Consider the following 20,181-nt stretch of genomic DNA (forward strand, 5'->3'; position numbering starts at 1 on the left):
TCTATTCCTTTCCGAATTCCTCGACGAAGGCGTCGAAGGAGGGGCGATCCTGAATGGCAGCTCGGGGCGCGCTGCGGTCGATGCGCTTCACGAGATTGGCGAGCACGCCGCCGAAGCCCACTTCCGCGAACATCTTCGCGCCGACCGCCTGAAGCTTTGCCACGCTGGCCTCGAACTGCACGGGCGACACCAAGTGCGCCACCAGCTCCTCGCGAGCGCCGGCGACGTCAAGCGGCGCGGCGTGCACGTTGCCGATGACCGGCACCACCGGCTCGCGGAACTCCACCTTCGCCAGGTAGTCGGCGAAGGGCGCCTGCGCCGGCGCCATGAGCGGGCTGTGGAAGGCACCGGACGTGGCCAAGCGCGAGAAGCGGCCCTTGCTCGCGGCCCACGCCTCCTCGGCGCGGGTCACCGCCGCCGGCGTGCCGGCGATGACGATCTGGCCGCCGCCGTTCAGGTTCGCGGGCACGAGCACCTCGTCCTCGGCGCACTGAGCGCACAGTGCCTCGGCCTCGGGCAGCGTGATCTTCAGAAGCGCGCTCATAACGCCGGGATTCGCGTCGGCCGCCTCCCCCATGAGGCGCGACCTTTCAGCGATGAGCGCGAAGGCGTCCTCCTCGGCGAGCATGCCGCCGAGCACCATGGCGGAAATCTGCCCGAGAGAGAACCCGAGCAGCGCGTCCGGCTCGATGCCGCGCGCCTTAAGCGACCGCCCCATGCCGACCGACAGCGCCGCGATGGCGATCTGGGCGTTGCGCGTGTCGTTCAGCTCTTCGGGCGACGCGTCGCGCACCAGCGCTGCCACGTCGCGGCCGAGCACGTCCGAGGCGCAAGCGAACACGTTCGCCACCTCGGGGATGTCCAACAGATCGGCGCCCATGCCGGGCTTCTGGGAGCCCTGGCCCGAGGCCATGAACACCAGGCCAGCCGGGCCCAAAGGCGCCAAGGGGGTCTCATCAAGCATGGCGGCCTCCTTACACGCGCGCCCGGCGGCTGTTCAGCTCGGCCAACTCGCCCAATGAGCGGCCGGCCAGGGCCTCGGCCTCGCGCACCATATCGGCAATGACGCCGGCCGCCGTGCCGCGCTCGGTCACCAGCGCAGCCACCTGGCCCGCCATGACCGAGCCGTTTTCCACGTCTCCCGCCACGGCCCGGGCGAGCGAGCCGGCGTACATGCCCTCCAGCTCTTCCCCGGAGGTGGCGGCCATCTCGATCTTGCGGCATTCGCGGGCGAACTTGTTCTTCAGGCCGCGCACGGGATGCCCCGTGCCGCGCCCGGTGACGATGGTGTCGGAGTCCTTCGCCTTCAGCACCTTCTCCTTCCACGCCTCGTGCACGCCGCATTCCTCCACGGTGAGGAAGCGCGTGCCGCACTGCACGCCCTCGGCGCCCAGCGCGAAGGCGGCGAGCATCCCCCGGCCGTCCACGATGCCGCCGGCGGCGATGACGGGAATGGAAACCGCCGCACACACCGACGGCACAAGGGCCATGGTGGTCAGCTCGCCGATATGTCCGCCAGCCTCGGTGCCCTCGGCCACCACGGCATCGGCGCCGAGGCGCTCCATGCGGGCCGCCAGCGCCGAGGAGGCCACCACGGGCACCACCTTCACGCCCGCTTCCTTCCACATCTTCATATAGTTGGCGGGACTGCCGGCGCCGGTGGTCACCACTTCCACGCCCAGCTCGCACACGAGCTCGGCCACCTCGCTCGCGCGCGGATCCATGAGCATGACATTGATGCCGATGGGCTTGCTCGTAAGGGCGCGGGCGCGGGCCACCTGCTCGCGAATCCATTCGGGCCGGGCGCCCCCGCAGGCGATGATGCCCAAGCCGCCGGCTTCGCTTACGGCGCCGGCCAGCCCTCCGTCGGCGATGCGGGCCATGGCCCCTTGCACGACGGGATATTCAATGCCCAAAAGCTCTGTGATACGGGTCTTCATGAAAGCAGCTCGTCCTCTCTTTCGCTGCGGCAACACGCGCCTTGAGATAAACTATCTGAGAAATCTTAAGGAATTCGCCCCAAAAACTGACCGCGCGTTTAAAATCTTCACCAAACATCTCATCGTTGAGCAGAAAACTTGGCGATATGGGGCATCATAGAGCAGGTTGAGGCATCACTTACGGAAAGGAACGGCTTTGGGCAGCGTCATCATCGGATCGGGCAGAGCGCTGCCCGCGCGCATCGTCACCAACGACGAGCTCTCGGAAATCGTAGACACCACCGACGAGTGGATCGTCCCGCGCACGGGCATTCACACCCGCCATGTCGCCATCGAGGAGACCTGCACCGATCTGGGCGCCCAAGCCGCGCTGCGAGCGCTGGGGCTTGAGGAAGGCGGTTGGCAGCGCGAGGCGGGAGCGATCGAAGCTGCCAGCCTGGACATGATAATCTGCCCGACGCTCACCGCCGACACCCACTTCCCCTCCGAGGCCGCCCGCATCCGCGAGCGCATCGGTGCCACAAACGCCGTGTGCTACGACATGTCCTGCGCCTGCTCCGGCTGCGTCTACGGGCTTTCCACCGCTGACCTCATCATGGCCGGCGCCGCCTTCGCGCGCCAGGAAGCCGCCCGCACCGGGACGCCTCTGCGCTGCAACGACGTGCGCCGCGTACTCGTGGTGGCCGCCGAGCGCCTGAGCAAGCTCGTCGACTGGGAAGAGCGCGCCACGTGCATCCTGTTCGGCGACGGCGCCGGGGCCGTGGTGCTGGAATGGCGCGACGAGGCGGAGACCGGTGCTGCCGGCGCCGATGGCGCTGCCGGAGCCGCCGGAGCTGCCGGAGCCGCCGGAGCCGATGCGCCCGGCATCCTCTCCTCGTACATGGAAAACACCGACGACGTCGACCGCACCCTCTGGTGCGACAGCGCCTTCGCCTCCCGCGAGGTGCCCTTCGCCGCCGACGGCACGACCGCTGCTGCCGGCACCTCCGCCACCGCTGCCCCGCGCCTCGCCGCTGCCGATGCGGAAAGCGACCCCTATATGCGCATGGCCGGCCAGGCGGTGTTCAAGTTCGCCACCTCCGCCATGATGCGCTGCACCGAGGAGGCGCTTACCCGCGCCGGGCTGACCACCGACGACGTCACCTTGTTCACACCGCACCAGGCCAACGAGCGCATCATCCGCTACGCCGCCAAGAAAATGGACCTGCCCATGGAGCGCTTCCAGGTGATCATCGACCACGTCGGCAACGTCAGCGGCGCAAGCGCCCTCATCGCCCTGAACGAGGCGCTCTGCGAAGGCAAACTGCAACCGGGAGACATCGCCTGCATGACCGCCTTCGGCGGCGGCCTCACCGCCGGCTCCTGCGTCATCCGCATTTAGACCGCAACCCCAGCAACTAAGGCTCAATAGGCTGCGAGAAGGCGGAGGGGTGCCGCGCGCAGTTCTTTCTATGGCATAACGAAATGTCGGCAGCTCCCGACGAGCCCTGCCATAGAAAGCTGTTTGAGCACGGCGCCCCTCCGCCTTCTCGCGGCCGGACAGGTTAATCGATACTTTAGGAGGCAGCCGCAATGCGGTCGGCGGCTTCTTGCACCTTCGCGTCGATGCGGGCCTTCTCATCCCCTTCGGCCAGTACCGGCTGGTAGGTGTTGCGGTCGGTCTCCGTGGAAACCGAGGCGGCGATGAAATCCACGTCGTCGTTCTTGGCCACCTCGTCACCGGTCACCGTGAACGTTTGCTGGAAGATGAGGCAATCTTTGTCGTCGGGGTTGGTGTTACCGCCGAAGCAGAAGTTGCCGAGGCTGTAGACAATGTAGCGGCCCTGATACACCTCCCAGCCCTGCACCACGTGCGGGTGCGAGCCCACCACTACATCGGCCCCCGCATCAATAGCGGCGCGCCCGGCGGTCTGCTGCCCCTCGGTGATGTCGTACTCGTGCTCCTGGCCCCAGTGCACGTACACGATCACGAGCTGGGCGCCCTCGGCGCGGGCCGCGGCGATGTTGTCGGTCATCTCCTTGGTGTTCTCGGCGCTGTCCTCGGGGAAGTACGACCCGATGAGCGCCACCTTCACGCCCTTCACATCCAGATACGCGATGCGGTCGTAGCCGAAGCTTTGCACCCCCTCGGCGTCCAGCGCGGCAATGGTGTCGTCGTAGCCCGTCTGGCCGTAGTCCTGGGAGTGGTTGTTGGCCAGCGTCGCCGCCTCTACCGAGGCGCTGGAAAAGATCTTGGCGTACTCCGGCTTGCCGCGGAAGGCGAACTTCTTGTCGGCCCGCTCGCCGCCCTCGGTCAGCGCACCCTCCATGTTCACCACGGTAAGGTCGTCGGAGCCGAACAGGTCGGCGACGTTGCGCAAGAAGTAGGTGGCATCGCCCTCCTCGGCCTGCCAGCGGCTGTTGAAGGACCGCTCGTTCTCGTAGTTGATGTCGGTACCGAGCGTGCAGTCGCCGGCGAAGGTGACGGTCAGCGTCACGGGCTCGGAAGACGCCTTGTCCCCGCCGGCCGTCTCTCCGCCGTCAGAGGCAGCCGGAGCTGCCGGCGTGTCGGTTGGCGCCGGAGTCGTCGACGCCGAAGCTTCGACGGCCGAGTCCCGACCCTCGGAGGCACCGGCACGGCCGGCGAGCAAGAGCCCAATAGCCGCAAGTTCGACAACAATAACAACAACGAGAAGGATCTTCAGCGGAGTCGGACAGGTCGGTTTCGCGTACATGTAATGCCTTTTCTAGAACCCTTAGAACACTAAGAGGCAAACGATCACAACAAGAAGAACGACGATCAGGGGAACGGCGATCTTGACGAACATCGGCACCCCGGAGCCGCCCTGGGTGCCGCCGTAGTTGGCCCGGCCGCTCATGACGCCGGCGAATCCGACGTCGGAGGCGCTCGAGCCGCGCGGACGACGCGCGGGCGCCGGAGCGCCGGGAGCCCCCTCGGCGGGCGCGACGAAGCCCTGCCCAGCCCGGGAATGCCAGGTGCGGTTGTCCATGACATCGATCATCGGGTCGTGGCGGTCGCGGTCGTCGCGGGAGTAGGCGGAAATCTGGTGGCTCTCGTTGAAGGTGCGCGAGTCGATACTGCCCCGGCCGTCGATGACCTCGCGGTTGAGCGCGCGGCCCCGCCGAGCTTCCGACAGGGCATCGCGAGAGGCGCGGGCGCGCTCGTAGCTTTCCATGGAGGAGCGGGTGAGGTCGTAGCTTTCCTGGGAGGACAAAGGCGGCACCACGCGCGTTCGGCGCTGGCCGGCGCGCTGGGCCGGGGTTGCGGGTGCGGGACGCTGCTGGGCGGCGCGACGAGCCTCCTGCTCGCGCTGCTGGGCCGCAAGGGCCTCGCGCCGGGCCGCGCGATCGGCATCGCGCTGGGCGGCGCTGGCCGTATAGGCGCGGGACGCCTGCTGGGAGCGCAGGCGCGCGTCACGGGCGCGCATCTCGTCTTGGGTCGCGTAGGACTGCAAAATGCTCTCTCGCGAGGGGCGCGTGGTGATCTTGCCCCGCGAGCCCTGGGGAGCCCGGCCGGCCGGAGCCGGCGCATCGGGTCGCTCGGGGCTGCGGCCGTAGGCATCCCCTCGGGGGTCTTGGTTCATTCCCATGGATGATCAACCTCGTGTTCGTTTCCGTCGTGCGTTTCGCGTGTTCGTTTGGTGGCAGCACGCCGGCCGCCAAAGCAGCTTGCGTGCGGTTGTGTCCATCGAAATACAGGTGGGCTCATTATAGGCAAAATATCGCCTTGCGACCTCCCCTCTTCGCGAAAAGCCCTCAGACCTCAACAATCGGCAGCGGCGAAAACCTCAACACGTGCAGCAAGGGTCGACCAACATCGCCCCCTACGGGAGCCAAACGGCAGCGGCCCCCCACAACTTCTGCGCAACCCGCGCCGTTTCCGCTTGCATGCCGTCAACAATGGCGACGGGATGGAAACGGGCGTATTTCAAGGCGGCTTCTTTCTTCCGAACAAGTTCTCTTACGCATACGCGATTCCAACAATGCCCAGTTCAGAGCCTATTTGTGACCTGGACACCCTAAGATAGGCACTGTCAAGTTCCATTCTTGGCCCTTACCGCACGAGAGGGTTCGCCTCGCAAAGAAGAAGCCCGTCCGCGACTCCGTCGATAGGCCTCGTGAAAGGAAGAAGCGTCATGAAGGCATCGAAACTCATAGCCGCCGTTGTTTCCGGCGCCGCCGCGCTCGCCCTGGTCGGCGGCATCGCCTACGCCATAGAACCCGACCGCGACCCCGCGACCCTGCCCATGCCCGAGGCGGCCCAGGGCACCTCCATCGCCAAGCAGGTGGCCTCCATTATCGTCTACGAGGATCAGGAAGAGGCGGTGGCCATGGCCTCCGAGTTCGACGACATCCACGACGAGCTGGCCCTGGATGCGGTTTCCAGCCGCGCTTCCCTGTCCGCCAAGCACAGCGCGAGCCACGATGCCACAGCCAAGACCGCCGCGAGCGCTGCCGGCGAGACGCCCGAAGGCTCCGACGATTCCATCGACGTGGAGGCCGTCGACGTGACCGAGCCCCTCGAGACCATCTCCCCCGAAGGCGATGAAATGGTAGCGGACTCCATCGACGTGAACGGGGACATCGTCACCTACGTCCCCTCCTACGAAAGCGCCTCGGCTCCCGCCTCCGGTGCGGGACTGTGGATGGGCTCCGATAGCACCACCGATGGCAGCTGGGGCTACTTCATCGGTCACAACCCCGGCGACTTCACCTGCGTCATGACCCTGAAGAACGGGGATCCCGTCACCGTGTGCGACTCCGATGGGAACACGCGCACCTACTCCGTCGTCGACGAGTTCATCGTTCCCGATAGCACCTACTGGGAGGACATCCAGTCCCGCGTGACCGACTACGGCGAGTCGATCATTCTGCAGACATGCTGCGGAGACAACGCCCATTACCGCGTGGTCATCGCCGTCTAGAGGCGACAGCGACCCGCTCCTCCCCTCTTCCGAGCCGCCCGGTCATACCGATCGGGCGGCTCTTTGCCGGCAGGTTGCGCTACCCTAGGGAATCACTGCGGAATGCACCCTCGAGAAAGGACCCTCATGGCACGCCTCGGCGTTATCGACCTCGGCTCCAATTCGGTTCGCCTAGTCGTTTACGAGACCAAGCGGGAAGATGCCGCCAAGCCCTTCCGCACGTTGGTCGACGAGAAGAAGATGGCTGGCCTTGCCGCCTACGTGACCGACGGGGCCCTCTCCAGCGCGGGCATCGCACGAGCCGTAACCGTGCTGAGCGACCTGCTGAAGCTGGCCGACAACCTCAACTGCGCGCGCGTCGATATCTTCGCCACCGCCGTGCTGCGCAACTGCGCGAATTCCAAAGCGGCGACTGCGGCCATCGAGACAGCCATCAACCATAGGGTGCGCGTGCTCTCCGCCCGCGAGGAGGCCCACCTCGGGTTCGTCGGCGCCTCCATCGGCACACCCCTTGCAGCAGGCACGCTCATCGATGTTGGCGGCGGCTCGACGGAGCTGACGGCCCTTGCGTCCGATGGCGACCATGCGGGGATCTCGATACCTTTCGGCTGCGTGCTCGCCTACGCGAACTACGTGCGCTGCGTCATTCCCACCCCGGCCGAATGCCGCACCATCGCCGACGCGTTCCGCAAAGAACTCCAGACGCTACCGAATTTGGAGGGGTACCGAAGCGAGCGGCTCTACGGCATCGGCGGATCGGTGCGCGCCCTCGCGAAGATGGTCGCCGCCGTGTGGGGCGACGACACTCGGCCCAAGAGCATCAGCCGCAAGGACATGGAAGGGCTCGCCGATCTCCTTCAGGGCGACGTCTCCGTTTTCGCCCATCGCGCTGTGAAAGCCGCCCCCGACCGCGTTCACAGCCTCGTTCCCGGCATGATCATCGTGCGCACGCTCGCAGAGGAGCTGGGCGCCGCCGAAGTTATCCCCTGCAAATACGGCATCCGCGAGGGCTACCTCGTCACCCACATGCTTTAGGGCCCCGCCGGTTTACCCTGTGGAGCCGGCCAACCTCGCTTGCCCCACATCCCGTAGGGCTGACCCTGGTCAGCCCTCTCAACCGGAATGATGCCCCCAGCTGCGAAGGGGCGACCAAGGTCGCCCCCTACGGATCGCACTTGCAGGGCTCTACAACAGCTCGGCCGCCAAACGCCGGGCCTTCTCCATCACTTCGCGCTCCAGATCGGCAATGGCCGGCGGCGTCCAGCTGACGGCGTCGGCCCCGGCCGCAATGGTGGCGCGGATGGCGTCGTCGGTCGGGCCGCCCGTGGCGATGATCGGCAGGTCGGGATATTCCCGGCGCAAAGCCTCCACCACCTGGGGCGTGCGCGAGCCGGCGGCCACGTTCACGATGGAGGCGCCAGCCGCAATCTGGCGGCGCACCACGTCATCGGCGGCGCAGGCCGTCACGCACACGGGCACGGCCACCTTCTCCACGAGCGCCGAGATGGACTCCACGGGAATGGACGTGTTCACCACGACGGCGGCCACGCCGGACATCTCGGAGTGCAGGGCCGCCTCCACGCAGCGCTCGCCCTGGGTGATGGAGCCGCCGACCCCGTTGAACACCGGGCGCTGGGACGCGGCCACGAGCGCCTGGGTGATGGCCGGCTGGCAGGTGAAGGGGTACACCGCGAGCACCGCATCGGCGTCGCAGTGGCAGATGACGGCCAGATCCGTCGAGAACACGAGCGAGCGGATCTTGCGTCCCTGAATGGCGATGCCGGGGGCCGTACGCATGACCTCGGGCACGGAAAGCACGCTCTCGTGGGCCCCCGCCCGCTCCGCATGTTCTCTCTTGATGACCTTGGTCACAGCCGTACTCCTCGCTCTTGCCGCCTTCGGCGCCGCACCGACGCCTTCTTTTCGGAACGCCCAGTATAGCAAGAGGGGCGCCCGCGCTACCGCTGAAGTCGCCCCCTGCGCCATCTTTCCGCTTCCGAGGCGGCAAGGCGCCTTCAGTGGGGTACGCTTCTGCCGACGAAACCCTGCGGCGCGCAGGCCTTAAGCCCCGGCGCCGCCCACGGAAGGAGTGCCCTATGAGCGTCGTATGCCTCGATTTGGAAGGCGTGCTGGTTCCCGAAATCTGGATCGCCTTCGCCGAGGAAGCCGGCATCCCCGAGCTTAAGCGCACCACCCGCGACGAGCCCGACTACGACAAACTCATGAAGTGGCGCCTCGACATTCTGGCCGAGCATGGGCTGGGCCTGCCCGACGTGCAGGCGGTCATCGCCAAGATCGACCCCATGCCCGGCGCCCGCGCGTTTTTGGACGAGCTGCGCAGCCTCACCCAGGTCATCATCATCTCCGACACTTTCGAACAGTTCGCCCGCCCCCTCATGGAGAAGCTCGGCTGGCCGACGCTGTTCTGCAACGAGCTGGTGGTAGCCGCAGATGGCGCCATCACCGACTTCACGATGCGCTGCCCCGAAAGTAAGCTCACCACGGTGCGCGCGCTGCACTCCTGCGGCATCGAAACCATCGCCGCCGGCGACTCCCATAACGACCTGGGCATGATCCTGGATTCGAAGGCCGGCTTTTTGTTCCGCACCACCGATGCCATCAAGGCCGAGTACCCGGAGCTGCCGGCCCTGGAAACCTACGACGAGCTGCTGGCCGCCATCAAGGACGCGCTGTAATTCGAACCTAAATCTGGCAAGTTTCTCGTACAGAACAACGAGTCTCGCGCTTTGAACGCTAGAACGTGTATGCTTGAACCATGGAAGAAGCGCTTTTGGAAATAATCGCTGCGCTGGAAGCGGGCGAAGACGTTGACGCCGCATGGCTCGACAAGCTGGTGCGGCGGCACAACCGTGCCGCCCACGACGGCACGCGCCAGGTAGCCAAGCGGCGACTCCTCCCCTTCTACCTGCACGTGAAGGCTGAGGACCCCGAGCGGTGGGCGGCGTGGAAGGTGAGCGAGGCGACCGACGCGGCCCTCGTGCGCCTTCTGCAGGCCAAGCCCCGGCGCACCGCCTCAGGCGTGGCCACCATCACCGTGCTCACGAAGCCCTGGCCGTGCTCGGGCGCCTGCGTGTTCTGCCCGAACGATATCCGCATGCCGAAGAGCTATCTTTCCGACGAGCCGGCCTGCCAGCGGGCCGAACGATGCTGGTTCGACCCCTTCCTCCAAGTGGCCGCGCGCCTGCGGACGCTGACCGCCATGGGGCATGTCACCGACAAGGTGGAGCTCATCGTGCTGGGCGGCACCTGGAGCGACTACCCCGAAAGCTACCAGCGCTGGTTCACAGGCGAGCTTTTCCGCGCCTTGAACCTTTCCGACGAGGAGCGCGTCCGCGAGGCGACTGAGCGCCGGACATGGTACGAGAGACGCGGCCTCCCCCGCGACCGCGATGCCCTGGCCGCCGCGGCAGCCCCGCTTCAACAGCGCATCGACGCCGGAGAGCTCACCTACAACGAGGCGTGGCGGGAGGCCTACGGCGAGGAAGAGGTGCCGCAAAGCTGTTCCTGGGACGATCTTTTCGCCCTGCATCGCGCCAACGAAACGGCACCGAAGCGCGTCGTCGGGCTGGTGGTGGAAACGCGCCCCGACCTCGTCACCGCCGAGGCCTGCCGCACTCTGCGCACACTCGGCTGCACCAAGGTGCAGATCGGCATCCAAAGCCTGAACGACGAGACGCTCGCCGCCAACGGCCGCGCCATCACGTCCGCGCGTATCGCCGACGCCATGGCCCTGCTGCGGCAGTTCGGCTTCAAAAGCCACGTGCACTTCATGGTGAACCTGCTCGGCGCCGACCCCGTCTCCGACATTGCCGACTACCGTCGTCTCGTCACCGACCCGGCGTTTCTGCCCGACGAGGTGAAGCTCTATCCCTGCTGCCTTGTGGAAAGCGCCCGGCTCACCGACTATTTCGAAGACGGCTGCTGGCGCCCCTACACCGAGGAAGAGCTCGTGGAAGTCCTCGTCCAGGACGTGCTGGCCACCCCGCCCTGGACCCGCATCTCCCGCATGATTCGCGATATCTCCGCCACCGATATCCTCGTCGGCAACAAGAAGACCAACCTGCGTCAAGTGGTGGAAGCCGCTGTGGACGCCACGGGGGAGGAGGTTGCCGAGATTCGCTCCCGCGAAATCTCCGTGGAAGGCGCTGCGGTGGAGGACCTCGCGCTGGAGACCATCGCCTACCAGACCGCCACCACCGAAGAGCGCTTCCTTGAATGGATCACCCCCGAGAACAAGATCGCCGGCTTCTGCCGCCTGTCGCTGCCGACGGCACTTCCCCGCGACACCGCCAGCGAGTCCTCTCCCCCTCCCATCAAGAGCGAGCAAAGCGAGGCGAGGGGTTCCTCGCTTGCTTCCCCCTCCGCGCCGCAGGAGGCCATGATCCGCGAAGTGCATGTGTACGGGAAAGTGGCCGCCCTGCACCGCACCGGCGAGGGCACCCAGCATCTGGGTCTCGGGCGGGCGCTCGTGGAAGAGGCCTGCGCCCAAGCAGCGGCGGCCGGGTACACCGCGATTAACGTCATCAGCGCCGTGGGCACCCGCGTCTACTACCGCAACCTCGGCTTTAAGGACGCCGGGCTCTATCAGAAGCGGCCGCTGCCATGAGCATCGCCGACGAGCAACGCGTTTCCGCATCTGGAGCAACGACCACGCAGAGCGCCTCGCAACCCGGCGCCTACTCCCCCCAGGTCATCCGCAAGCTGAACGCCCTCACGAGCGACTTCTACGCCCGCGAGGCCGCCTCGTTCTCGGCCACGAGACAAGCCCCTTGGCATGGCTGGGAGAAGGCTTGGGAGCTCATCACGGCCCACGATGCCGTGCAAGGCCCCTTCCCCAGCCACGCCGCCCGCGTCCCCGATGACAGTGCCGGCGATTCCGGGGCGCCCCTCACCATCCTCGACCTTGGCTGCGGCAACCTCCGCTTCGAGCGCTTCCTCGCCGAACACACGAACGCCCCCCTGCGCATCACCGCCCTCGACAACTGCCCCGATCTGGCATCTCCCGCAATCGGCGCCCTATCTGCCGCCTTTCCGCACAGCCCTAGCAGCTCCTCTGCTGCTTCCAAAACGAAAGGAGGGGATGCTTCAGGACAGGGCACGAACCTCCCCGAAAAGACCACCGTAGATCTCCGCGCCCTCGACATCGTGGAATCCCTCCTCGACGGCACCTTCGCCGATCGTCTCCCGCGCAACTCCTGCGACCTCGCTGTCGCCTTCGGACTCATGCACCACCTGCCGACAGGCGCCCTGCGGGCCCGGGTTCTCGAAGGGCTCCTTAGTTCCCTGAGGCCCGGCGGCTTCGCCATCGTGTCGTTCTGGCAGTTCCTGAACGATGCGCGCTTGGCCGCCAAGGCCGCCGCGGCCACTGCCGAGGGCCGCGTCGCCCACGGCTTGCCCACCTTCCAAGAAAACGACTTTCTCCTCGGTTGGCAGCACGCAGAGGGCGTCTACCGCTTCTGCCACCATACGCCCGAGAAGGAAATCGATGCCCTCCTCGCCCCCATCCGCAACCCCAGCGCACCTTCTGCCAGCAGCTGCGCGTCCACCGCCTCCCTCCCCTTGCGTGAGGTCGCCCGCTTCTCCGCCGACGGCAAGCAGGGCAACCTCAACCGCTATGTAGTTTTGCAGCGCTCCCAATGCTAGGCGCATCCTCTGCTAAAGTGCGCACCATGGCAAGAATACCTGACACCCCCAAAGTCGCTCGCCGCCGCGAGCGCGAGAAGCGCACCATCTCGAACATGGTGGCGATTTATTGCGCCGGCAACCACGAGGCGACCGCACGCACCGAGACCAGCCATGCCGGCGAGGCGCTCTGCCCCGCGTGCAAGGCCATCGACGACTACTGCGTCCTGCGCACCGAGCGCTGTCGGTCCATGGCCCACAAAACAAGCTGCGAGGAATGCGGCAACCACTGCTACGCCCCCGCCCAGCGCGAGCAGATCCGCGCCATCATGCGTTACGCCGGTCCGCGGATGATCCTCCATCACCCCGTGGCCGCCGTCCGTCACCTGCTGAAGAAGTAGAAGGCCCTACAAAAACCCGCGCAAATGGCGGTGGAAGGCCTCGCGAGTGGCCACGGAGCGCTGGCGGCTCACCGGCAGCTGTATGCCCGTGGAAAGCGTGGCGGTTTTGCCATCCACCCACTCGAGATAGTTCATGTTCACGAGAAAGCTCATGTGGCTGCGCACGAAGTTCGGCGGCAGCTGGTCCTCGAAATCCGACAGCTTTGCGTAGGTCTCCACCGTATCGTCGACCATATGCACGATCACCTTGCGACGGTTGCTCTCAAGGTAGATGATCTTGCCCACGGGAAGCCGCCTCACCGCGCCGCCGCAGGTCACTGGCAAATAGGCGCCCGTCTGCGACGCGAGCCGCTCGAGCGCCTTGCCGAGCGCAGCGTAAAGCTGCTCGGCCTGCACGGGCTTCAGCAGGAAGTACACGTGCGGCGTTTCGTAGACCGGCGTGGCGTATTCCACGTAGCCCGTCACGTAAATTACCTGGGTACCGCAGCCCTCGGGAAACAGCCGCGAGACCGCCTCGATGCCGTCGGAGAATCGTCCCGCGTCGTCGTCCATGCGCACATCCATGAGGCAGATGTCCACCGGCCCGTGGTGGGCCTGGAAGCTTTCGAGATCGGGCACGCTCTGAAAGGTGAGGATATCGAAGGACGAGAACGGCGCATCGGCGATCATGTCCGCCAGGATCCTGCATTGGCGAAGGTCGTCATCGACAACGGCCACAGTGTACGCGCATCGTCCTTTCTCGTTTTCGGCTCCCGAATGCGCAAACGGCCCCGCTGCGCGCGGCGGCCATCGCAAGCTGCTATTATCTCAAAAGAGGATTCACTCCCTCCGCACCATGTCATTTTCAGTCGGAATGTTGTCACAAAATGCAAATCACTTCGGGGAACGGCACACGCCCTGACCTTCGCGGTTGGCGTCATTCAAAGCCCGTTCGGCCCTATGCCGCGAGACTCAGCGGCCCTTCTGCCGCCGGTTACCCGCCTTCCAGCCGCCGGCTGATCTACCGGCAGCGCACTATCAAGCTCGCCACCCACTGATCTCCCTCGGCGGCACTCTCGAAAGACCCGTCGTAGCGCTCCGCCAGCGCCCCCAAGATATCGAGGCCCCAACCATGGGAGTCCACGGCGCACCGCCGCTGTCGCCCCGGCTTCGCCGAAGGGGCGCCGCCGCTTTTGGGGCTGCAACTGTTGACCACCCGCACAACAAGCATAGCGCCATGCACCGAGACGTCCAGGCGCACGAATCGCCTGCCCTCAGCCTTCACGGCCCCGTTGATGCCATTGTCGAGCATATTCGAGAACAAAGCGCACAAGTCTACATCGCTGATGGACACTCTGGCGGGGACGTCGGCATGCACCTCAAAGGCAACTCCCTCCTCGCCTGCGCGACGCGCCTTTAGAGCCAAAAGCGCATCGACAACGTCGTTGCGGCAATAGCGCGCAAAGGGCGACCCGACTGCAAGCTCTCCTGCACCGACGACCTCGTCCGTACCGCACTGCTCGATCGCCCGATTCAGCACCTGAACCATGCCACGACGCACGTCGTCTGCCTCTTGCACCTCTCGCCGAGCAGCGGCCGCGCCCTGACGTGTCGCTTCCAGCAGCTCAGCTGCCGCACGGGCCTGATCCTGGGCCGACTCCTTGCGCGCACCCAGCGAAAGGCTCGGCAGTGCGAGACCATCGGCCACCAGACACGCTACCGTGGCGAAAACAACGTAGGGAACAAATCGATCCAGAAAGGGATCGCGCATAGCAAAGGCGCCGAACGCGACAAGAGCGCATGCCTGGGTCAGGGGAATCGCCATCGCAGCCAAGCGCCTCGAGAGCGGTACGGCACCCATGCGCACGCCGTACCAGAGGGCCATGGCCGAAAGCAGAGCGGAGCACAGAACAACCCCAGCCATCGACGCCGTCACAACGAACCTCCCTCTGGCATCTCCTCCGTCGAAACTCGTTCCGCCATAGCGCAAAGAAGCCGGCGAGCCTCTTCGGCGCGCCCCCTCTCTTGCAGCGCGCGGGCCGCCGCCATCTCGTTTCGAAGATCGTGCCGCAAATGGGCAACAGCCCTCACCTGGGCCTGAGCGTTCTCGTACTCCTCGAGGTAGGCAACGCGCTGGCGAGCCAGCTCTTCGCTGCGGCGCTGGGCGCGGGCGGCAACTTCCCAATGCCACGAGGCGACGATGGCCCCAATGCCGACCACCAGATACACCAGCAGAATCAACGCAATGACCGCATAGGCGCCTGTCCCCAGCGAACGGGCCATGCAGATCATGGGGACGCTGGCCATAAGCAGCTGAGCCACAAGCAATCCGGCGAAGACGACGCTACCCCGCGTGTCGGCCGTGCGCCATGCCCAACGCCGAAACAGGACAACCGCAGGTATCAGCAGTATTGCCGAGAGGCCTATGTCGAGAATCTCGTAGATGAGCCATTTCCCCAGATCGCTTCGATACAGCGCAAACTCGGCCGTGGAGTCCTCGGGGATCGGCATGCCGAAGATGGCCTCCCAGCACGTCCAGACAACGGCTCCCGCCACTATCGAGCACAGCTGGATCACGAACAGGGCGCTCACCTTGCGAAACGGGGAACCCCTCCAAAAAAGGAGCGGCAGCACAAACTCAAGAATGCCGCACACCAAAAGGCCCACCCAAAACCATGAGAGCACCGTCCCGAAGACAAACGCCCAAAGAGGGGTGCCGATAAGCTCGAGAGCCAGAAAAAGGCCACGCCTTCGCATCGGCAATATCTGCGTTGCTGCCAAAGCCATGATCCAAGGCTCGATGCACAAATCAATCACGTCGATCAGCACCGCAATCGAATCCACCAGTCTCTTCCTTTCGAACACTTCGAATTGCTCCGCGATGCGCCCGATGACTCCAGGCGAAGCTCGGGCAAGGCTCGGGCACTCGAGAGCAAAACTCAGGCAAAGCTCGGACGCACGAGAGAGCAAGAGCCCCAGCTTCACCCGGAGAAGAATTCCACAAGAACCCGTCCGCTTCAACGGGGCTCTTGCTCGCTCGTCATTTTCAGTCGTTTCGATGTCATCAATGACATCGACCCCCGGCGAGCGGCTTGTCGCCTCGCGCGATGCGACGGCATCGGAGCCACTACAATCGCAGGCCTGATTCTAGAAGTCCCTCAATGGTCCTACCGAAGGCATCGTCCCTCTCGTCTCTCGCTTCCGATAGCATAGAAAGCGGAGATGGAATGTCTCTAGCGAGGCTCACGCGCCTTCGATCCGCTCGCTCCATGATTTCTCGGCGTTTAGCAAGCCTTGCGTCCTGCTCGGCAGCCAACCCAAGGGGAATCACATGCGAAGCATTTCGGTCCGAGCTCTTTCCCTTCGTAGCCGTCTCCGCTACTGCAATCGTCCGTTTCGCCATGCTTCTATGGCGCAAAGCGGAAAGAGCACAGAGTTCTTCGCAAGAATCGCTCAAAAAACAATGAGACTGAAATACAAGCATAACCTTCTCCTCGCACGTTATGCGTATGCACTATATATGACACAAATGACATATTCAAGAGACACGAAGACCATCGAAGCAGATTCGCTCCCGCAGTCGCCCCATAACAGAGGCGAGTGCCAAAAAGCATTTCTTTCAGTTGTGTCTGCGATGATCTTGATAGTTTTCGAGATAAGCGGAAAACTCTTCCGACGTGTCCGAATTGCCGCTACGCCATGCTTTGTGATCGATTATCTCGCTTTCAAACCCATAGTAGCTGTCGATGTACGCGATGAGACCATCGAGAGCCTCGAGCTGCGCCGCAGGATAGTCCCCTTCGCCGCCCCTATGAACTAGCTCAATACCCACAGACCACGCATTCATGCCGTAATCTGATGCCCACGACCCAATGGGCGAAGAACCCTCCATATCGTCGCGCCCATCTTCTATTAGACCATACTTCTCATTGTGACCTGTGTCGCCATAGCCAGCATGATGCGCAATCTCATCAAGAGGAACGCATTGAGAAATTGAACCGTCTTTGCCGATGACAAAATGAGCGGCGACCAAATTGCCATTCGAATCCCACCAGTCAATAACAGAAGCAGGGTCGCTGTCGCCCTCTGTATCGTGCAGCACGATATACTTCTGATACTCAGCAGATTTGAGCCGATGGGAAAAGGAGGGCCGTATGTCTTGAACAATCGCCAAATCACTAGGAGCCGGTTCGCTGTACGATAGTTTCTCGGAATCGTCAGGAATATCTAAGTCCCCCGTATCGCTTGATCTATCTAAACTAGGCTCTTGATCTATCTCCTGCTCTTTCGGCTCTGCGTCAAAAGGAGAACTGTCGGGATACTCCTCCGCTTCGATAGCATCCGATTGAATCGCTTCTGACAGTTCGCTCTGGTTCTCTGGAGACGTGCAGCCATCAATGCCCAACATTACACTGCAGAGAAGAAGCACGGCAATATGCCGAAAGAAGTATTTCATAGCTCCACTTCCGATCGATCAGATGAACCTATACTCGTGCGCTTCTTCCAAGTTGAATCTTGAGGATTCGAAAGGGCAACTGACGAGTCCATGACAAAATGCCTGATCAAAGCACCACCCATTTTGAGGCACCACTAAGCTGCCGCTTCTTAATCTGGAATATGTGCTTTAATGGACTCAGAAATCGATCGCGTCCCGAAAAGCGCCGCTGTTGCCATCATGCAGGCCCCATCCCCGCGCATAACATCGAAGGCGATCCACACCATAGAATAGATGAGCGCAACCTGGATCAGCGGGAAGAGAGCAAACCGCTGAAGCCACGCAGCTCCCCGTCGCCCGACCCGCTCACTTCTGCCGTCATCCAGCGGGAAGAAGCGCCGGCATCACAGCACGCCTCCGGCCAGCTCCAAATCATCCGCGCAAGCTGCGCGATCGGGCAAAGTGCGCTCAGCCTCGCCCCTCGCTGCGGCGTCGGAAGCGCTGCCCAACCGCATGATCACGGTAGCGCGGAACACGCCGTCCTCGATGGCGCATTCCAAAGATCCCCCGTGTCGTTGCGCGATGCCGGAGATAATAGAAAGCCCCCAGCCATGAGCCTCATCCCAGGTGCGCTGCCGCTTGCGCGACCGTTTCGCGGACTCCTCCCAGGCAACGCGATCGGCTTCGGAGATGCTGTTTTTGGCCTCAATCACCAAATGGCCCTGCCGCACCGAGGAGCGCAGCGACAGAAACGGCTCGCCCGACGCGCCCGGCTCGCTCGACGCGCTCGACGCGCTCGACGCACCCAGCTCGCTCGACGCGCCCGGGCCGCCCGCATCCCACGCCCGCAAAGCAGCCGCCAGACCATTGTCCGCGAGATTCGCAATCACCGCGCACAACTCCACCGCCGGCACCCCCACGTTGTGGGGTATCTCAAGGGAGAACCGGGGGCGCACGCCCGCTTCCTCGCACGCCTTCAGCTTCATCGTCGCCACCGCATCGGCCGAGCGATGCTCGCACAGGCGAAAGGCCGTCGAGCCCATGATGTCGACAGCGCGCGAAAGCCGCTCCTGGGCGCTCCCCTCCTCTTGCTCGCGCAGGCGTCGCACCGCCTCGTCCATCTCCTCCGCCACCTCGCGGCGCAGCTTCATGATGTCTTCCATATCAGCCGCGATTTGCTCGCGATAGGCCACCTGCACGCGCTCTTGCTCCTCCAGCATGCGCACCCGCTCGCGCAGAATGTCGGCCTCTTGCGTCTTGCGCACCTCGCGGAACAGCTGGAAATCGACGGGAATGCAAGCCAGCGCGAGAAGCCCCACAACCCGGAGATACACCTCGGGCAGCTGAAGACGCACGATCCAGACGGCCGACACCGCCACCATGACGAGCTGGCTTGCGGGATACAGCAGAAACGAGATGCGATGGAGAATCGAGTGGCTCATGAGATGCCTTTCTTTAAAGAGAGCCCGGAACGTCAAAGGGAGTTCGCAACATCCTCAAGGTAGTCCAAAGCAGCGGCGCGATCCCCGCGCTCGCACAGCGTCGCCACCACGGCCTGGTGGTTGCGCAGATCGTGGCGCAGGCGCGCGGTGTCGCCAAGGAGCTCCTGTACTGCGGTCAGCTCGCGCAGATATCCCGCCAATCGCTCCTCCAGAAGCGCTGCCTTAATCTCAGCCCGCTGCCTCTCGGCAGAACGGCGCATCTGCAGAAACAGCAGCGCATCAATAGCCGTGCACAGCAGCAAAATTGCCGTGGAAGCAACCACAAACGCAGTCTCTCCCCGCGTGACGCTGAAGCAAATGCCCAGCACGATGAAGATGAGCGGCACCTGCATCAGGGGAAACAGCGCCAATCGCCGCATCCACTCCGGAGAGGCAGCCCCTGATGCACGTCGGCCGCGTCGGCCTTTTTTCGCGTCGGGAAAGAAGCGGTGCACGACCTTCCCCATGCCGATCATGGCCGGCGTCATTACAAGCCCATAGCCCACCAGTCCCATGAAGATGGTGAGCGGGGCATAGGTCAGGGCAAGCTGATCGTTCATCATTTCCAAACCAGTACTCGACACCCAGATGACCGCCCCCGTAAGCTCCGCCACCGCCATGAGCACCATGGCCAGCGAGCACACGATAACGCGCTTTGGCAGCGCACCACCACAGTGCCCCATATCAGAGTCCAGCCTCAAACGCCCAAATACGCCAGCAGCCCCTCGCAGCCATCGCACACGTCGGCATAGGTGGTTTCGAAATCGCCCGTGTACCAGGGGTCGTCGACGCTGCGGTTGGTGCCGGCGAATTCCAAGAGTTTGAGCACCTTGCCGTCCGGGTCGCCGCCGAGGATCCAGTTCATGTTGCGAATATTGGCCGTGTCCATGCCAATGATGAAGTCGAAGGCATCGTAATCGGCGCGGCGCAGCTGGCGGGCGCGCTTGCCTTCGAAGCCGCCGATACCATGCTCGCGCAGCACCGCCGCCGTGCCCGGATGCACCGGGTTGCCGATCTCCTCGGTGCTCGTCGCCGCCGACTCGATGTGGAACTGCTCGGTAAGCCCCGCCGTGCCACCATGTCCTTCAGCACGAACTCGGCCATAGTCGATCGGCAGATGTTGCCGTGGCAGACGAAAAGGACACGAATGGGAGACTGGGTCATGGGGAAAGCCTTTGCAAGGAGACCGATTGTTTAAAAGATACGGTGCATATTATCTCACAGCAACCCCCATCGCCCTAAGCCACAAGTCGCGGTTTTCTTCCAGTATCGCGAAGGCGCCATAGCTCCCGTCGGTTACTTCTGGGAAAATACCGCCCAAGCATTGGACGGCTCGCTCGGAGCAACGGCCTTCCCGTACGCGCCTCGCGCTGCGAA

The 20,181-nt window shown here is 64.1% G+C and carries 18 protein-coding genes and 1 pseudogene; 7 read left to right on the plus strand and 12 right to left on the minus strand.

From position 1 onward, the window contains the following. Position 1 precedes the first annotated feature (1 nt). Positions 2-964, minus strand: a complete 963-nt coding sequence (locus tag GO707_RS06645) for an ACP S-malonyltransferase (protein WP_157012602.1) — start codon at positions 962-964, stop codon at positions 2-4. Between the two features lie 10 nt (positions 965-974). Next, positions 975-1,940: a nitronate monooxygenase gene (locus GO707_RS06650; RefSeq protein WP_157012603.1), complete on the minus strand. Its 966-nt coding sequence runs from the start codon at positions 1,938-1,940 to the stop codon at positions 975-977. A gap of 196 nt (positions 1,941-2,136) precedes the next feature. Here GO707_RS06650 and GO707_RS06655 point away from each other — a divergent pair, with 196 nt between their 5' ends. Beyond that, complete coding sequence (locus tag GO707_RS06655) at positions 2,137-3,321, plus strand: beta-ketoacyl-ACP synthase 3 (protein WP_157012604.1); 1,185 nt, start codon at positions 2,137-2,139, stop codon at positions 3,319-3,321. A gap of 175 nt (positions 3,322-3,496) precedes the next feature. Here the strand turns inward: GO707_RS06655 and GO707_RS06660 are convergent, their stop codons facing one another. Further along, positions 3,497-4,654, minus strand: coding sequence for a CapA family protein (locus GO707_RS06660; protein WP_157012605.1), 1,158 nt, complete (start codon positions 4,652-4,654; stop codon positions 3,497-3,499). 21 nt (positions 4,655-4,675) lie between these two features. After that, positions 4,676-5,530 (minus strand): hypothetical protein, encoded by an 855-nt coding sequence (locus tag GO707_RS06665; RefSeq protein WP_157012606.1) that lies wholly within the window; start codon positions 5,528-5,530, stop codon positions 4,676-4,678. A gap of 546 nt (positions 5,531-6,076) precedes the next feature. Between GO707_RS06665 and GO707_RS06670 the strand changes: the two genes are divergently transcribed. Continuing rightward, positions 6,077-6,865 (plus strand): sortase domain-containing protein, encoded by a 789-nt coding sequence (locus tag GO707_RS06670; RefSeq protein ID WP_157012607.1) that lies wholly within the window; start codon positions 6,077-6,079, stop codon positions 6,863-6,865. A gap of 126 nt (positions 6,866-6,991) precedes the next feature. Then, the gene (locus tag GO707_RS06675) at positions 6,992-7,900 is read left to right on the plus strand and encodes a Ppx/GppA phosphatase family protein (RefSeq protein WP_161127757.1); all 909 of its coding nucleotides are present in this window, start codon (positions 6,992-6,994) and stop codon (positions 7,898-7,900) included. Positions 7,901-8,050: 150 nt separating this feature from the next. Here GO707_RS06675 and GO707_RS06680 read toward each other — a convergent pair whose 3' ends face one another. Continuing rightward, a complete protein-coding gene (locus GO707_RS06680) occupies positions 8,051-8,737 on the minus strand; it encodes a beta/alpha barrel domain-containing protein (RefSeq protein ID WP_198161035.1) in 687 nt (228 codons plus the stop codon). A gap of 224 nt (positions 8,738-8,961) precedes the next feature. On the opposite strand from GO707_RS06680, the gene thrH reads away from it, so the two are divergent. From thrH to GO707_RS06700, 4 genes are all read left to right on the plus strand, one after another. After that, positions 8,962-9,561, plus strand: coding sequence for a bifunctional phosphoserine phosphatase/homoserine phosphotransferase ThrH (gene thrH, locus GO707_RS06685; protein WP_157012609.1), 600 nt, complete (start codon positions 8,962-8,964; stop codon positions 9,559-9,561). Positions 9,562-9,656: 95 nt separating this feature from the next. Beyond that, the gene (locus tag GO707_RS06690; RefSeq protein ID WP_232325668.1) at positions 9,657-11,492 is read left to right on the plus strand and encodes an elongator complex protein 3; all 1,836 of its coding nucleotides are present in this window, start codon (positions 9,657-9,659) and stop codon (positions 11,490-11,492) included. Further along, entirely contained in the window at positions 11,489-12,529 is a 1,041-nt protein-coding gene (locus tag GO707_RS06695; RefSeq protein WP_157012611.1) for a class I SAM-dependent methyltransferase, read from the plus strand. Before GO707_RS06690 ends, GO707_RS06695 begins: the two co-directional genes overlap by 4 nt. A gap of 26 nt (positions 12,530-12,555) precedes the next feature. Continuing rightward, positions 12,556-12,909 (plus strand): nitrous oxide-stimulated promoter family protein, encoded by a 354-nt coding sequence (locus GO707_RS06700; protein ID WP_157012612.1) that lies wholly within the window; start codon positions 12,556-12,558, stop codon positions 12,907-12,909. Positions 12,910-12,915: 6 nt separating this feature from the next. On the opposite strand, the gene GO707_RS06705 is transcribed toward GO707_RS06700, so the two are convergent. The 7 genes and pseudogenes from GO707_RS06705 to GO707_RS06735 all read right to left on the minus strand — a co-directional run bounded on the left by GO707_RS06705 (position 12,916) and on the right by GO707_RS06735 (position 19,968). Then, entirely contained in the window at positions 12,916-13,626 is a 711-nt protein-coding gene (locus GO707_RS06705) for a LytR/AlgR family response regulator transcription factor (protein ID WP_161127759.1), read from the minus strand. A 283-nt stretch (positions 13,627-13,909) separates the two neighbouring features. Next, positions 13,910-14,824 carry a GHKL domain-containing protein gene (locus GO707_RS12730; RefSeq protein ID WP_157012614.1) on the minus strand — a complete coding sequence of 305 codons (915 nt, stop codon included), beginning with the start codon at positions 14,822-14,824 and terminating at the stop codon, positions 13,910-13,912. Continuing rightward, positions 14,821-15,732, minus strand: coding sequence for a hypothetical protein (locus tag GO707_RS06715; protein WP_157012615.1), 912 nt, complete (start codon positions 15,730-15,732; stop codon positions 14,821-14,823). Before GO707_RS06715 ends, GO707_RS12730 begins: the two co-directional genes overlap by 4 nt. A 775-nt stretch (positions 15,733-16,507) precedes the next feature. After that, complete coding sequence (locus tag GO707_RS06720) at positions 16,508-17,344, minus strand: N-acetylmuramoyl-L-alanine amidase (RefSeq protein ID WP_232325669.1); 837 nt, start codon at positions 17,342-17,344, stop codon at positions 16,508-16,510. 383 nt (positions 17,345-17,727) lie between these two features. Beyond that, positions 17,728-18,765 (minus strand): GHKL domain-containing protein, encoded by a 1,038-nt coding sequence (locus GO707_RS06725; protein WP_157012616.1) that lies wholly within the window; start codon positions 18,763-18,765, stop codon positions 17,728-17,730. A gap of 32 nt (positions 18,766-18,797) precedes the next feature. After that, positions 18,798-19,487, minus strand: coding sequence for a hypothetical protein (locus GO707_RS06730; protein WP_157012617.1), 690 nt, complete (start codon positions 19,485-19,487; stop codon positions 18,798-18,800). A 14-nt stretch (positions 19,488-19,501) separates the two neighbouring features. Further along, positions 19,502-19,968 (minus strand): annotated as a pseudogene (locus GO707_RS06735) (low molecular weight protein-tyrosine-phosphatase). Positions 19,969-20,181: the final 213 nt, after the last annotated feature.

Source organism: Adlercreutzia rubneri (genome assembly GCF_009755265.1).
Lineage (GTDB): Bacteria > Actinomycetota > Coriobacteriia > Coriobacteriales > Eggerthellaceae > Adlercreutzia > Adlercreutzia rubneri.

What these genes read in the sequence shown, in the direction of transcription:
- GO707_RS06670 (WP_157012607.1), top strand. Translation starts at nt 6,077, where the DNA reads ATGAAGGCATCGAAACTCATAGCCGCCGTTGTTTCCGGCGCCGCCGCG.
- GO707_RS06675 (WP_161127757.1), top strand. Translation starts at nt 6,992, where the DNA reads ATGGCACGCCTCGGCGTTATCGACCTCGGCTCCAATTCGGTTCGCCTA.
- GO707_RS06720 (WP_232325669.1), bottom strand. Translation starts at nt 17,344, where the DNA reads ATGAAATACTTCTTTCGGCATATTGCCGTGCTTCTTCTCTGCAGTGTA.
- GO707_RS06665 (WP_157012606.1), bottom strand. Translation starts at nt 5,530, where the DNA reads ATGGGAATGAACCAAGACCCCCGAGGGGATGCCTACGGCCGCAGCCCC.
- GO707_RS06695 (WP_157012611.1), top strand. Translation starts at nt 11,489, where the DNA reads ATGAGCATCGCCGACGAGCAACGCGTTTCCGCATCTGGAGCAACGACC.
- thrH (WP_157012609.1), top strand. Translation starts at nt 8,962, where the DNA reads ATGAGCGTCGTATGCCTCGATTTGGAAGGCGTGCTGGTTCCCGAAATC.
- GO707_RS06660 (WP_157012605.1), bottom strand. Translation starts at nt 4,654, where the DNA reads ATGTACGCGAAACCGACCTGTCCGACTCCGCTGAAGATCCTTCTCGTT.
- GO707_RS06730 (WP_157012617.1), bottom strand. Translation starts at nt 19,487, where the DNA reads ATGGGGCACTGTGGTGGTGCGCTGCCAAAGCGCGTTATCGTGTGCTCG.
- GO707_RS06650 (WP_157012603.1), bottom strand. Translation starts at nt 1,940, where the DNA reads ATGAAGACCCGTATCACAGAGCTTTTGGGCATTGAATATCCCGTCGTG.
- GO707_RS06645 (WP_157012602.1), bottom strand. Translation starts at nt 964, where the DNA reads ATGCTTGATGAGACCCCCTTGGCGCCTTTGGGCCCGGCTGGCCTGGTG.
- GO707_RS06700 (WP_157012612.1), top strand. Translation starts at nt 12,556, where the DNA reads ATGGCAAGAATACCTGACACCCCCAAAGTCGCTCGCCGCCGCGAGCGC.
- GO707_RS06725 (WP_157012616.1), bottom strand. Translation starts at nt 18,765, where the DNA reads ATGAGCCACTCGATTCTCCATCGCATCTCGTTTCTGCTGTATCCCGCA.